This is a genomic window from Enterobacter sp. DNB-S2, from assembly GCF_019443845.1.
In the GTDB taxonomy this organism is placed as follows: domain Bacteria; phylum Pseudomonadota; class Gammaproteobacteria; order Enterobacterales; family Enterobacteriaceae; genus Enterobacter; species Enterobacter asburiae_B.
Map to the genome: position 1 here is coordinate 4,445,382 of NZ_CP050520.1, position 13,567 is coordinate 4,458,948.

General features: G+C 57.2%; 11 protein-coding genes. 3 read left to right on the top strand and 8 right to left on the bottom strand.

From position 1 onward, the window contains the following. Position 1: 1 nt before the first annotated feature. Entirely contained in the window at positions 2-2,761 is a 2,760-nt protein-coding gene (gene barA, locus HB664_RS21450) for a two-component sensor histidine kinase BarA (RefSeq protein ID WP_047059997.1), read from the top strand. 83 nt (positions 2,762-2,844) lie between these two features. Here barA and HB664_RS21455 read toward each other — a convergent pair whose 3' ends face one another. The 8 genes from HB664_RS21455 to syd form a co-directional block, all read right to left on the bottom strand. Continuing rightward, on the bottom strand, positions 2,845-3,984 hold the full coding sequence (locus HB664_RS21455) for a glycerate kinase (RefSeq protein ID WP_033146424.1): 1,140 nt from the start codon (positions 3,982-3,984) through the stop codon (positions 2,845-2,847). A gap of 77 nt (positions 3,985-4,061) precedes the next feature. Next, entirely contained in the window at positions 4,062-5,399 is a 1,338-nt protein-coding gene (gudD, locus tag HB664_RS21460; protein WP_219940184.1) for a glucarate dehydratase, read from the bottom strand. A gap of 15 nt (positions 5,400-5,414) precedes the next feature. After that, the gene (locus HB664_RS21465; protein ID WP_219940185.1) at positions 5,415-6,755 is read right to left on the bottom strand and encodes a glucarate dehydratase family protein; all 1,341 of its coding nucleotides are present in this window, start codon (positions 6,753-6,755) and stop codon (positions 5,415-5,417) included. Beyond that, the gene (gene gudP / locus HB664_RS21470) at positions 6,755-8,110 is read right to left on the bottom strand and encodes a galactarate/glucarate/glycerate transporter GudP (protein ID WP_023309021.1); all 1,356 of its coding nucleotides are present in this window, start codon (positions 8,108-8,110) and stop codon (positions 6,755-6,757) included. The genes HB664_RS21465 and gudP overlap by 1 nt, the downstream gene beginning before the upstream one ends. 295 nt (positions 8,111-8,405) lie before the next feature. Continuing rightward, on the bottom strand, positions 8,406-8,855 hold the full coding sequence (locus HB664_RS21475) for a flavodoxin (RefSeq protein ID WP_029741558.1): 450 nt from the start codon (positions 8,853-8,855) through the stop codon (positions 8,406-8,408). Positions 8,856-8,879: 24 nt separating this feature from the next. Beyond that, positions 8,880-9,656 carry a tRNA pseudouridine(65) synthase TruC gene (truC, locus tag HB664_RS21480; protein ID WP_033146427.1) on the bottom strand — a complete coding sequence of 259 codons (777 nt, stop codon included), beginning with the start codon at positions 9,654-9,656 and terminating at the stop codon, positions 8,880-8,882. Continuing rightward, complete coding sequence (locus HB664_RS21485; protein ID WP_033146428.1) at positions 9,653-9,982, bottom strand: YqcC family protein; 330 nt, start codon at positions 9,980-9,982, stop codon at positions 9,653-9,655. The genes truC and HB664_RS21485 overlap by 4 nt, the downstream gene beginning before the upstream one ends. Before the next feature lie 630 nt (positions 9,983-10,612). After that, positions 10,613-11,158, bottom strand: coding sequence for a SecY-interacting protein (gene syd / locus HB664_RS21490; RefSeq protein ID WP_048976038.1), 546 nt, complete (start codon positions 11,156-11,158; stop codon positions 10,613-10,615). Between the two features lie 69 nt (positions 11,159-11,227). Here syd and queF point away from each other — a divergent pair, with 69 nt between their 5' ends. Together queF and ppnN are read left to right on the top strand one after the other, a co-directional pair. Continuing rightward, positions 11,228-12,070 (top strand): NADPH-dependent 7-cyano-7-deazaguanine reductase QueF, encoded by an 843-nt coding sequence (queF, locus tag HB664_RS21495; protein ID WP_219940186.1) that lies wholly within the window; start codon positions 11,228-11,230, stop codon positions 12,068-12,070. Between the two features lie 116 nt (positions 12,071-12,186). Then, a complete protein-coding gene (gene ppnN / locus HB664_RS21500) occupies positions 12,187-13,551 on the top strand; it encodes a nucleotide 5'-monophosphate nucleosidase PpnN (protein WP_023309027.1) in 1,365 nt (454 codons plus the stop codon). Positions 13,552-13,567 lie beyond the last annotated feature (16 nt).

Genomic DNA, 13,567 nt, shown 5'->3' on the forward strand with positions numbered 1-13,567 from the left:
CATGACCAACTACAGCCTGCGCGCGCGCATGATGATTTTGATCCTCGCCCCCACCGTTCTCATCGGTTTGCTGCTGAGTATCTTCTTTGTTGTGCACCGCTATAACGATTTGCAGCGACAGCTTGAGGATGCAGGCGCCAGCATTATCGAACCGCTTGCCGTTTCCAGCGAGTACGGCATGAACCTGCAAAACCGCGAATCCATTGGCCAGTTAATCAGCGTGCTCCACCGCCGTCACTCGGACATCGTACGCGCCATTTCCGTTTACGACGAACATAACCGCCTGTTTGTCACCTCGAATTTTCATCTCGATCCGGCAGCCCTGAAGATCCCGGACGGTACACCATTCCCGCGCCACCTCACCGTCTTGCGGCGCGGCGATATCATGATCCTGCGCACGCCGATCGTGTCGGAAAGCTATTCCCCCGATGAGTCAGCGCAATCCGACGCCAAATCCAGCAACAATATGCTGGGATATGTGGCGCTGGAGCTGGATCTCAAGTCGGTCCGGCTACAGCAGTACAAAGAAATTTTTATCTCTGGCGTGATGATGCTGTTCTGCATTGGCATTGCGCTGATCTTCGGCTGGCGCCTGATGCGCGACGTGACGGGCCCCATCCGCAACATGGTTAATACGGTTGACCGCATCCGCCGGGGACAGCTCGACAGCCGGGTGGAAGGGTTTATGCTGGGCGAGCTGGACATGCTGAAGAACGGCATCAACTCAATGGCCATGTCGCTGGCGGCGTATCACGAAGAGATGCAGCACAACGTTGACCAGGCCACGTCCGACCTGCGCGAAACGCTGGAGCAGATGGAGATCCAGAACGTTGAGCTGGATCTGGCGAAAAAGCGCGCCCAGGAAGCGGCACGTATTAAGTCGGAATTCCTGGCCAATATGTCGCACGAGCTGCGTACGCCGCTCAATGGCGTGATCGGCTTTACCCGCCTGACGCTGAAAAGCGAGCTCAACCCGACTCAGCGCGATCACCTGCACACCATTGAACGCTCGGCCAACAACCTGCTGGCGATCATCAACGACGTGCTGGACTTCTCCAAGCTGGAAGCGGGCAAGCTGATCCTGGAAAGCATTCCGTTCCCGCTGCGCAGTACGCTCGATGAGGTGGTGACGCTGCTCGCGCACTCGTCGCACGACAAGGGCCTTGAGCTGACGCTCAACATTAAAAACGACGTGCCGGATAACGTCATTGGCGATCCGCTGCGCCTGCAGCAGGTCATTACCAACCTTGTCGGGAATGCGATTAAATTCACCGAAAGCGGTAACATCGACATTCTGGTAGAAAAACGCTCCATCAGCAGCAATAAAGTGCAGATTGAAGTCCAGATCCGCGATACCGGCATCGGTATTCCTGAGCGGGACCAGTCGCGTCTGTTCCAGGCGTTCCGTCAGGCGGACGCCAGTATCTCCCGCCGTCATGGCGGTACCGGCCTGGGGCTGGTGATCACGCAGCGCCTGGTGAACGAGATGGGCGGCGATATCTCTTTCCACAGCCAGCCGAATCGCGGTTCAACCTTCTGGTTCCATATTAATCTGGACCTCAACCCGAACGTTTTGACCGATGGCCCGGTGACGGACTGTCTGAAAGGCAAGCGCCTGGCCTACGTCGAACCTAACGCGGCGGCAGCGCAGTGTGCGCTCGATATTTTAAGCACCACGCCGCTGGAGGTGGTCTACAGCCCAACCTTCTCAGCGCTTGCCGTTGAGCACTACGATATTCTGCTGATGGGGATCCCGGTCACCTTCACCGGCGAACTGACCATGCAGCAGGAGCGGCTGGCGAAAGCCGCGTCAATGACCGACTATCTGCTGCTGGCGCTACCCTGCCACGCCCAGATTAATGCGGAGGAGTTGAAAAACGACGGAGCCGCCGCGTGTCTGCTGAAGCCGCTCACCTCGACCCGCCTCCTGCCCGCGCTCACGGAGTATTGCCGTCTTAGCCAGCATGCTCTCCCGCTGATTAACGACGAGCAAAAATTGCCGATGAGCGTGATGGCGGTGGATGATAATCAGGCCAACCTGAAGCTGATTGGCGCATTGCTTGAAGACCAGGTTCAGCACGTTGAGCTCTGCACCAGCGGCGCGCAGGCGGTTGAACAGGCGAAGCAGATGCAGTTCGATTTAATCCTGATGGATATTCAGATGCCGGGCATGGATGGCATTCGGGCCTGCGAGCTGATCCACCAACTGCCGCACCAGCAGCAAACCCCGGTCATTGCGGTCACCGCGCACGCGATGGCCGGTCAGAAAGAGAAGCTGCTGAGCGCCGGAATGAATGACTATCTGGCGAAGCCCATCGATGAAGAGAAACTTCATAACCTGCTGTTACGCTATAAGCCGGGTCACATTGGCGGGACGTACACGGTTTCCAGCGAGCCGGTTGAAATCAGCGTTAACCAGAACGCCACCTTTGACTGGCAGCTCGCGCTGCGCCAGGCGGCAGGTAAACCCGATTTAGCCCGCGAAATGCTGCAAATGCTGGTCGCGTTTCTGCCGGAAATTCGCAATAAGGTAGAAGAGCAGCTGGTGGGTGAAAATCCGGAAGCGCTGCTGGAAGCGATCCACAAGCTGCACGGCAGCTGCGGGTACAGCGGCGTGCCGCGGCTGAAAAATCTTTGCCAGCTGCTGGAGCAGCAGCTGCGTGCCGGCACGCCGGAATCGGAGCTTGAACCGGAGTTTCTGGAGCTGCTGGATGAGATGGATAACGTAACGCGCGAAGCGACGAAGTTGCTGGGAAGCTGAGATAAAAGCCCGGTGGCGCTACGCTTACCGGGCCTATGATTGCGGGTGCGGCCTGATGCCCTCACCCACAGGGAGAGGGAGAACTACATTCCCTGCCCCACCTTCAGCACCGCCGCGATATTCCTTGCGGCCATCCTGACGTTCTCGCTGGCATTTTCCAGCGCATCCTCCAGCGAGCAGATGGTGTAGATCACGCTAAACACCGCATCAATGCCGTGATCGTGTACCACGCCAACGTCCGCCGTCAGGCTGCCTGCAATGCCGATGACGGGTTTGTTAAAGCGTTTCGCCACTTTCGCCACGCCCACCGGGACTTTGCCGTGGATCGTCTGGCTGTCGATGCGGCCTTCTCCCGTGATCACCAGATCCGCATCGGCCACCTGGTCGGCCAGGTGTAGCGCATCGGTCACGATCTCAATGCCCTGGCGCAGCTCCGCGCCGCAAAAGGCGTACAGCGCGGCCCCCATGCCACCCGCCGCGCCGCCGCCAGCAAGGTTTAGCACGTCGATATCCAGATCCCGGGCAATGACTCTCGCATACTGCGCCAGCGCGTTGTCCAGGGTGACGATCATCTCGGGAGTGGCCCCCTTTTGCGGACCAAATACGGCTGATGCGCCATCCTTTCCGGTGAGCGGATTCGTCACATCACAGGCGACCTCAATCCGGCACTCCGCCAGACGTCTGTCCAGCCCGCTCAGGTCGATACGCGCGAGTTTTCCCAGCTCGCCCCCGCCCTGCCCAAGGGGCTGCCCGCTGTCGTCCAGCAGCTTTGCCCCCAGCGCCTGCACCATCCCTGCCCCGCCGTCATTGGTGGCGCTGCCGCCAATGCCGATGATGATATGCTTAACGCCTGCGTCCAGCGCGTGACGAATAAGTTCGCCCGTGCCCCACGAGGTGGTTTTCAGGGGATTACGCTGCGAAGGAACGACCAGCTCCAGGCCGCTTGCCGCCGCCATTTCAATAAAGGCACTTTGCTCGTCACCGGATAAGCCATAAAATCCTTCCACGCGCTCACCCAGCGGGCCGGTCACCGGAACATGCACAATGCGTCCCTGCGTTGCCGCGATCATCGCCTCAACCGTCCCTTCGCCACCGTCCGCGACCGGCAGTTTGACGTAAACCGCCTCGGGAAAGATCTCGCGAAAACCACGTTCTATCGCTGTCGCAACCTCAAGCGCACTCAAACTTTCCTTATACGAGTCCGGTGCGATAACAATTTTCATAAGCCATCCTTACGCATAGTCGTTACGTTAAGCATACACCACGTAAAAGACCGCTTGTGGGAGCGGTCCCAATGCGTTTATCGTACCATGCACGGGCGTTTATTGTCGAATGTCCAGTCGGGGATCAGGTACTGCATCGCCATGGCGTCGTCGCGCGCGCCCAGACCGTGTTTTTGATACAGCTCATGGGCTTTCATGACCTGGTCCATATCCAGCTCAACCCCCAGCCCCGGCGTGGAAGGCACCTGCACCATGCCACCTTTGATCTCAAACGGCTGCTTAGTCAGACGCTGATTACCTTCCTGCCAGATCCAGTGCGTGTCGATAGCGGTAATCGTGCCCGGCGCGGCGGCGGCAACGTGCGTGAACATCGCCAGCGACACGTCGAAGTGGTTGTTAGAGTGCGAGCCCCAGGTCAGGCCAAACTCGTGGCACATTTGCGCCACGCGCACCGACCCCTGCATCGTCCAGAAGTGCGGGTCCGCCAGCGGAATGTCGACAGACTGCAAGGACAGGGTGTGTCCCATCTGACGCCAGTCGGTGGCAATCATATTGGTCGCGGTCGGCAGCCCCGTTGCGCGGCGAAATTCCACCATGACTTCACGTCCTGAGAAGCCTTGCTCAGCCCCACACGGATCTTCCGCATACGCCAGAACGCCTTTCAGCTGTTTACCAATTTTGATCGCTTCATCAAGCGACCACGCGCCGTTCGGATCCAGCGTCACGCGCGCCTGCGGGAAACGTTTTGCCAGCGCGGTGACGGCTTCCGCCTCTTCCTCACCGGCCAGCACGCCGCCCTTCAGTTTGAAATCGTTAAAGCCATATTTTTCGTACGCGGCTTCCGCCAGGCGCACCACCGCATCCGGGGTCATCGCCTCGTCGTGGCGAAGTCGGTACCAGTCGCATTGTTCACCCGGCTGGCTCTGATAAGGCAATGGCGTCAGCCTGCGGTTGCCGACAAAGAACAGATAGCCCAGCATTTCCACTTCGCTGCGCTGCTGCCCCTCGCCCAACAGCGACGCAACGTTAACGCCCAGATGCTGACCCAGCAGATCCAGCATCGCGGATTCAATCCCGGTCACCACGTGAATGGTGGTGCGCAGGTCGAAAGTCTGCAGGCCACGCCCTCCGGCATCGCGATCGGCAAAGGTATTGCGCACGGTGTTGAGGACATTTTTATACTCACCCAGCGTTTTGCCCACCACCAGCGGAATGGCATCTTCAAGCGTCTGGCGGATCTTCTCCCCGCCCGGAATTTCGCCCACGCCCGTATGCCCGGAATTGTCTTTGATAATGACAATATTGCGGGTGAAGAATGGCGCATGCGCGCCGCTCAGGTTCATCAGCATGCTGTCATGGCCCGCAACCGGAATGATTTGCATGGAAGTGACGACAGGGGTCGTAAAAGTACTCATCGTGTAATCCTTTTATCAGTGACGTCCAAAAACAGGGCGCTTACGGTCAAATGTCCAGCCGGGGATAAGGTACTGCATCGGGCCCGCGTCGTTACGCGCGCCGCCCGGTAGCTTTTTATACGCCTCATGGGCTTTATGGATCTGATCCCAGTCAATCTCCACGCCCAGGCCCGGCGCATCCGGTACGGCAATCTTGCCGTTGATGATTTCCAGCGGATTTTTCGTCAGGCGGGCTTCCCCTTCCTGCCAAATCCAGTGGGTATCGATGGCGGTCGGGTTACCCGGCGCCGCAGCGCCAACGTGGGTAAACATCGCCAGCGAAATATCAAAGTGGTTGTTCGAGTGACAGCCCCAGGTCAGCCCCCAGTCATCGCACAGCTGCGCCACGCGCACTGCGCCTGAAAGCGTCCAGAAGTGAGGGTCCGCCAGCGGTATGTCGACGGCGTTCAGCATCACCGCATGACCCATTTCACGCCAGTTGGTGGCGATCATATTGGTCGCGACAGGCAGCCCGGTGGCGCGACGAAACTCGGCCATGACTTCACGGCCCGAGAAGCCCTGCTCCGCGCCGCAGGGGTCTTCCGCATAGGTCAGGACATCCCCCAGCCCTTTGCACAGGCTAATCGCTTCCTCCAGCAGCCAGGCGCCGTTGGGATCGACGGTGATCCGTGCATCCGCAAAGCGTTTTTTCAGCGCCCGGGCCGTTTCAATCTCCTGCTCGCCGGGCAGCACGCCGCCCTTCAGCTTGAAATCCTTAAAGCCGTAGCGATCCTGCGCGGCTTCCGCCAGGCGCACCACCGCGTCGCTGGAGAGCGCTTCCTGGTGGCGCAGGCGATACCAGTCGTGATCGCCCGTGGATCGGGCCAGATACGGGAGATCGGTCTTATTGCGATCGCCAACGTAGAACAGATAGCCCAGCACGGTGACCGCATCACGCTGTTTGCCGGGCCCCAGCAGCTCGCAAACCGGAACATTGAGCGCCTTACCCAGTAAATCGAGCAGGGCGGCCTCCAGCGCGGCGACCGCGTTGACGCGCAGTTCAAACGTCCAGGCGCCTTTACCGAACGTATCAAAGTCCACCGACTGATTGCCCTTATGCACCCGCTGAACGACCTTGTTCAGACGGGCGACCTCCTGGCCCACCACCTGCGGAATGGCATCGACCAGCGTCTGGTAGATCACCTCTCCGCCCGGGGCTTCGCCCACGCCGGTATGCCCTGCGCTGTCTTTCAGCACGACGATATTACGGGTAAACCAGGCGCTATGTGCCCCGCCGATATTGAGCAGCATGCTGTCCTGCCCGGCCACCGGGATGACCTTCATCTCCGTGACGGTTGGGCTCGATTGCGTTGTCATTATCCACGCTCCGCAACAGGTTTAAGTTCGACGCGTTTGATATCCCCCACCAGCACCAGGTAACTCAGCACCGCCACCAGCGCATGCACACCTACGTAGATTAGCGCACCGTTGAAAGAGCCGGTGGTACCGACGATGTAGCCGATAGCGATGGGCGTAACAATCCCGGATATGTTGCCGAACATGTTGAATAGGCCGCCGCTCAGGCCGCTGATCTCTTTCGGCGCCGTATCCGCCATCACCGCCCAGCCCAGCGCGCCAATGCCTTTGCCGAAGAAGGCCATCGCCATAAAGCCGATAATCATCCATTCGGCGTTGACGTAGTTACAGAACACCATGGTCATGGAGAGCAGCATGCCGAGCACAATCGGGGTTTTACGCGCGATGTTCAGCGAGCCGGTACGGCGCATCAGCCAGTCGGAAATCACTCCGCCGAGCACGCCGCCGACGAAGCCGCAAATTGCCGGGACCGACGCGACAAATCCCGCTTTCAGAATCGACATGCCGCGTGCCTGCACCAGGTATACCGGGAACCAGGTGATGAAGAAGTAGGTTAAGGCGTTAATACAGTACTGGCCCAGATAGATGCCGATCATCATGCGCGAGCCGACGAGCTGCTTGATCTGCGCCCATTTCTGGCTGAACGGGACTTTTGCTTTTGCCGATTTCTGATCCATATTGATCAGCGCGCCGCCTTCCGCGATGTACTCCAGCTCTTTTTTGTTCACGCCAGGATGCTGGTTGGGTTCGTGGATCACTTTCAGCCAGACGAAGCTGATGACGATCCCAAGCCCGCCCATGAAGAAGAAGACGTGCGACCAGCCCACCTCATGCGTCAGCCAGCCCATGATTGGCGCGAAGATCACCGTCGCGAAGTACTGTGCGGAGTTGAAAATCGCCACCGCCGTTCCCCTCTCCTGCGCCGGGAACCAGGCAGCGACAATGCGGCTGTTCCCCGGGAAGGAAGGTGCTTCCGCTAAGCCTACCAGGAAGCGCAGCGTGAAGAGCGCCACGATAATGCCGAAGCCGCTGAAGATATCGACGAACCCCTGCAACAGGGTAAACATTGACCAGATAAAGATGGACCAGAAATAGACGCGTTTAGATCCAAAACGGTCCAGCAGCCAGCCGCCAGGAATTTGTCCGATGACGTAGGCCCATGAGAATGCGGAGAAAACGTAACCCATGCCCACCGGATCAAGGCCGATATCTTTTGCCATTTCCGAACCGGCAATCGACAGCGTGGCGCGGTCACCATAGTTAAAGGATGTGACGATAAACAGCATCACCACTATCCAGTAGCGGGCATTAGTGCGCTTTTCAGCACTGCTCGCTGCGTGGCTTAATGTACTCATTGTTGCACTCCTGAAACATAGCTTTCGCCTGGTTCATTCTGTACAGCACCGGTAGGGTAATCAGAATGAGATTGGTGTTTTGTCGTTTTGGTACGGCCTGACGCCGTTTTATAGTGACCGGAAAAGTATATGAAGGAGTGCCTCATCACCTCACCGTGCAGAAACACAGTATTAAAGGGTGTATGAGAGGTTGTTTATGGCATAAGCCCAGGGGAATGGAAGGTGGTTCACGGAATTGGCGTTTGGTGCGGGGTGTATCGCCGGGTGGCGGCTACGCCTTACCCGGCCTGGATAACTATTTAAGGAGAGTTGCCCAGTGCTCGACCCATGGGTTCGATTCGCTTTCGGGTTCAGGATGCTCTCCGGCATCAATCAGCAGCATCTCGCCGACGCGCTGGGCGCTCTGCTCCTGCAGGAGCGCATCGAACTGCTTGCCGCCGCCGCAGAAGTTGGCGTAAGAGCTGTCGCCCAGAGCAATGATGCCGTAGTGCACGTCTGGCTGATAGCCAAGCTGGTCTTTAATGCCCTGAAACAGCGGCACGATGCTGTCCGGCAGATCGCCCTGCCCGGTGGTGGAGGTCACCACCAGAATGTATTTATCTTTATACTTTTCCCAGTCTGCCAGTTCCGGGTCTTCATAGACCGTGGCTTTATGGCCCTGGCTGGCGAGTATTGCCTCAGCCTCTTCCGCTACCAGCAGCGAGTTGCCGTACATTGTGCCGACAAAAATGCCTACTTCAGCCATGATATTTTCCCATAATGAATGCGTTTACCGTTCATCCTGAACGTTGCCCGATACAAACTCAACCCTTTCATTTTCGGGGAGTTGTCCCAGCCAGCCAAACTGTGACAGCGCCTGCATCCAGACGTCGTCCAGCCCCGCACGGATGGTCAGCGGTTCGCCGGTAAACGGGTGCGTCAGGCTCAGCTCGCTGGCGTGCAGCATCAGACGATGGCAGCCAAAGTGTTCGGCCGCACTGCGGTTCTGGCGCAAATCACCGTGTTTGCTGTCACCAATAATCGGGTGGCGCAGGTGCGCAAGATGGCGTCGCAGCTGGTGCTTACGCCCGGTTTTAGGCAAAAGCTCAACCAGGCTGTAGCGTGTGGTCGGGAATTTGCTGGTTGCAACCGGCATTTCGGTCGTCGCCATGCCGCGATAATCCGTTACTGCGGGCTGCGAACCTTTGTCATCGCGGGCAAATTTATCGGCGATTTTGTCCAGTTCCTCCACCAGCGGATAGTCCAGCGTGGCGGCTTCCGTCAGCCAGCCGCGCACGATCGCGTGGTAGCGCTTTTGCATCTGATGCTGTTCAAACTGCTGTGACAGCAGACGCCCCGCCTCGCTGGAAAGCCCCATCAGCAGCACGCCGGATGTCGGCCTGTCGAGACGATGGGCGGTAAAAACATGCTGACCAATCTGGTCGCGAACGGTCTGCATCACCACCACTTTCTCATCGCGATCGAGCCAGCTGCGGTGTACCAGCCAGCCTGACGGTTTATTCACCGCCACCAGCCACTCGTCCTGATAGAGGATCTCAAGCGTCATGCATCTTCACCGGCAAACAGGGCATCCAGTTTTTCCAGTTCGACCAGCATCACGTCGCGCGCCGGGTGGGTCGTCTCGAGCGCCATTTCATAATAGGGAGAGACAGCAAACGCCTGCGGAAGCGGGTGACCGCCCTCAAGCAGGGCGTGCATGCGCGGAATTAACACCCACTGCAGCCATTCAAACGGGGCCAGCGTATCCAGGCAGAAGGGCTGAGTGCTCGCGAACGCTTCTGGCTGCGGCGCGGTCTCCTGCCACAGCTGATGTTGGCGCAAAAGGGCTTCGATGGCGTGCAACTGAGCACGAACGCTATCGTGTTGCGTCATAGTAACCTCAACTGAAAAAGTGAACGGCGCGCAGCATAGCATTGCGGAAGGCAGAAATAAAAAAAGGGAGCACTGTAAAAACAGTGCTCCCGGTTCGTTTCGCAGCGTTCCAGCTACAATTCGTGCTCCCTGCTCATCCGTGACAACTTTTCCTGACGCCCGAAGGCCTGGTCATCCGTAAGCCGATGCATCCTGCACACATCTTCCTGACGTGTTTGTCTCATCCTGAAACGTCCTGGCCTTCCTGACCCACCGACCATCCTGACCGGCTCTCGTTCTCCTTCCTGGAGGTGTCCCTTACGCATCCTGCATTATCCACTTCGCTTCATCCTGAAGCCTTCCTGAAGCGCCATCCTGACGAGTCCTGTGTAAGAAACGCCATCATCCTGATGTTCGTTTCTCGTGTCGGCGTCCTGTCGACAGAAATAGAATCCGCTATTCCGCTTCGTCTTACAACCCACCCTTTCTGGGTTGTAAGCCGTAAGAAATCCCTAAAAACAATACGATGAACAAGTAATTCGTTGAAAAATAGAGTGATATTAATCTGAATTAAATGAGGTAATACTGAATCTTCAGCGATCTCTCACAAACGTTGTAAGAGATCTCTCACACGCGCTATAGCATCAAGGATTACAGAAGTGGCTCAAGTCGGGTAAGGAAATCCGCAAGAGAGGGGGCGAGAGTCTCGCGATTGCGGGTGCCGATAGTCTCTTTAACCACTTCACCTGACAGGTTACAGACGGAGATAACGTCCAGTTCACTGTCCAGCGTGGCAATAAAGAGCGTCGGAGATAGCTTCAGGCGTTTTTGCGTGACCAGATGACCAATCAGGTTTTCCTGAACACGCTGCAGATCGTCTTCGCTCCAGGTCTGCAACAGCGTCAGCGTGATATCAGCAAAGCGCGCAGGCATATCCCCTGCGAACTGCGTGGTATAAAACGCATGAACCGCTGGTTGTACCACAATGTCCATTGCCCGCTCAACCGCATTTACATTTTGCTCGCCGTCGAAAGGTTTTGGCTGCCAGATAACGTAATCGTCGACTGAAGAGATAATGCACGGCGAAGGTACGCCATACAAATCAGCACTTTGCGGCCATGTCTGGTCCTTTTCATGCCATGCGTCGCAATAGCGGGTCGTGAAGGCAGTGAGGGCATTTGCAGTTTCGATGTCCACCGATTTCTCTCTTCTTGTCAGACAGGATAAACTCAGGCCATAAGTGTACCTGTAAAGTGGCTATGAAACATGTCTTACGAAAATCATCAGGCGTTAACCGGCTTAACGCTGGGGAAATCGACCGATTACCGCGATACCTACGATGCAAGCCTGCTGCAGGGCGTGCCGCGCAGCCTGAACCGCGATCCTCTGGGCCTGCATGCGGATGCCTTGCCGTTTGTCGGCGGTGACATCTGGACGCTGTACGAACTCTCGTGGCTTAACGCGCGCGGTCTGCCGCAGGTGGCGGTGGGCCACGTTGAGCTGGATTACGCCAGCGTTAATCTCGTGGAATCCAAAAGCTTTAAGCTCTATCTTAACAGTTTTAACCAGACAAAATTCAGCAGCTGGGACGACGTTCAGCACAGCCTGGAACGTGATTTAAGCGCCTGCGCGCAGGGAAAGGTGAGCGTTTCACTGTATCGCCTGCACGAGCTGGAAGGGCAGCCGGTCGCCCACTTCAACGGGACCTGCATCGACGATCAGGATATCGAGGTGGAGAATTATGAATTCAGCGCCGATTACCTTGAAAACGCGGCGAGCGGAAAGGTGGTCGAAGAGACGCTGGTCAGCCACCTGCTGAAATCCAACTGCCTGATCACCCACCAGCCGGACTGGGGTTCGGTGCAGATCCAGTACCGCGGCCCGAAAATTGACCGGGAAAAGTTGCTGCGCTACCTGGTGTCGTTCCGCCATCACAACGAATTTCACGAGCAGTGCGTGGAGCGTATCTTTAGCGATATTCAGCGTTTCTGCCAGCCAGAAAAACTGAGCGTTTACGCGCGCTACACCCGCCGTGGCGGTCTGGACATCAACCCGTGGCGCACCAACACCGCTTTTGTGCCAGCAACGGGGCGGCTGGTGCGTCAGTAATATAAATATTTTCACAATATGCGCGGTATCTTCCGCGCTTTAGGTTGTGAAACGTCACGCGCCAGGGCTATTGTAATCAACAGGGAAAGACGATAATCGTCCCGTAAGGAGCTCACTTGATTACACATATTAGCCCGCTTGGCTCAATGGATATGTTGTCGCAGCTGGAAGTGGACATGCTTAAGCGCACGGCCAGCAGCGATCTTTATCAACTGTTTCGTAACTGTTCACTTGCCGTACTGAACTCCGGAAGCCTGACAGATAACAGTAAAGAACTGCTGTCCCGCTTCGAAAGCTTTGATATCAACGTGCTGCGCCGCGAGCGTGGCGTGAAGCTTGAAGTCATCAACCCGCCGGAAGAGGCCTTTGTCGACGGCCGTATCATTCGTTCACTTCAGGCTAACCTGTTTGCCGTGCTGCGTGACATCCTGTTTGTTAACGGGCAGATCCACAACGCAGGCCGTTTCCAGCATCTCGACCTGGAAAGCTCGGTCCATATCACCAACCTGGTGTTCTCCATTTTGCGTAACGCCCGTGCCCTGCACGTCGGCGAAGCGCCGAACATGGTCGTCTGCTGGGGCGGCCACTCCATTAACGAAACCGAATACCTTTATGCGCGTCGGGTGGGCACCCAGCTCGGCCTGCGCGAGCTGAATATCTGTACCGGCTGCGGTCCGGGTGCGATGGAAGCGCCAATGAAAGGTGCCGCAGTGGGACACGCGCAACAGCGTTACAAAGAGGGACGGTTTATCGGCATGACCGAGCCGTCAATCATAGCCGCTGAGCCGCCTAACCCGCTGGTTAACGAGCTGATTATCATGCCGGATATCGAGAAACGTCTTGAAGCGTTTGTCCGTATCGCCCACGGCATTATCATCTTCCCGGGCGGCGTGGGGACAGCGGAAGAGCTGCTCTATCTGCTGGGTATTCTGATGAATCCGGCCAACAAAGATCAGGTTCTGCCGCTGATCCTGACCGGTCCAAAAGAGAGCGCCGACTACTTCCGCGTGCTGGACGAGTTTATCGTGCACACGCTGGGCGAAGCCGCGCGTCGTCACTATCGCATCATCATTGACGATGCCGCGGAAGTGGCGCGCCAGATGAAAAAAGCGATGCCGTTGGTAAAAGAAAACCGTCGCGATACCGGCGATGCGTACAGCTTTAACTGGTCAATCCGTATCGCGCCGGATCTGCAGATCCCGTTCGAGCCAACGCACGAAAATATGGCGAACCTGAAACTCTATCCGGACCAGCCGGTGGAAGTCCTGGCTGCCGATCTGCGTCGTGCCTTCTCAGGGATTGTGGCGGGCAACGTCAAAGAGATGGGCATCCGCGCTATTGAACAGTACGGTCCGTACAAGATCCACGGCGACCCGGAGATGATGCGTCGCATGGACGACATGCTGCAGGGCTTTGTCGCTCAGCACCGCATGAAGCTGCCGGGCTCAGCCTATATTCCTTGCTACGAAATCTGCACATAACGCTCAACAGCATCTC

Bases quoted from the DNA above. Each gene is read 5' to 3' on its own strand.
- barA (WP_047059997.1), top strand. From the start codon at position 2: ATGACCAACTACAGCCTGCGCGCGCGCATGATGATTTTGATCCTCGCC.
- HB664_RS21455 (WP_033146424.1), bottom strand. From the start codon at position 3,984: ATGAAAATTGTTATCGCACCGGACTCGTATAAGGAAAGTTTGAGTGCG.
- gudD (WP_219940184.1), bottom strand. From the start codon at position 5,399: ATGAGTACTTTTACGACCCCTGTCGTCACTTCCATGCAAATCATTCCG.
- HB664_RS21465 (WP_219940185.1), bottom strand. From the start codon at position 6,755: ATGACAACGCAATCGAGCCCAACCGTCACGGAGATGAAGGTCATCCCG.
- gudP (WP_023309021.1), bottom strand. From the start codon at position 8,110: ATGAGTACATTAAGCCACGCAGCGAGCAGTGCTGAAAAGCGCACTAAT.
- HB664_RS21475 (WP_029741558.1), bottom strand. From the start codon at position 8,855: ATGGCTGAAGTAGGCATTTTTGTCGGCACAATGTACGGCAACTCGCTG.
- truC (WP_033146427.1), bottom strand. From the start codon at position 9,656: ATGACGCTTGAGATCCTCTATCAGGACGAGTGGCTGGTGGCGGTGAAT.
- HB664_RS21485 (WP_033146428.1), bottom strand. From the start codon at position 9,982: ATGACGCAACACGATAGCGTTCGTGCTCAGTTGCACGCCATCGAAGCC.
- queF (WP_219940186.1), top strand. From the start codon at position 11,228: ATGTCTTACGAAAATCATCAGGCGTTAACCGGCTTAACGCTGGGGAAA.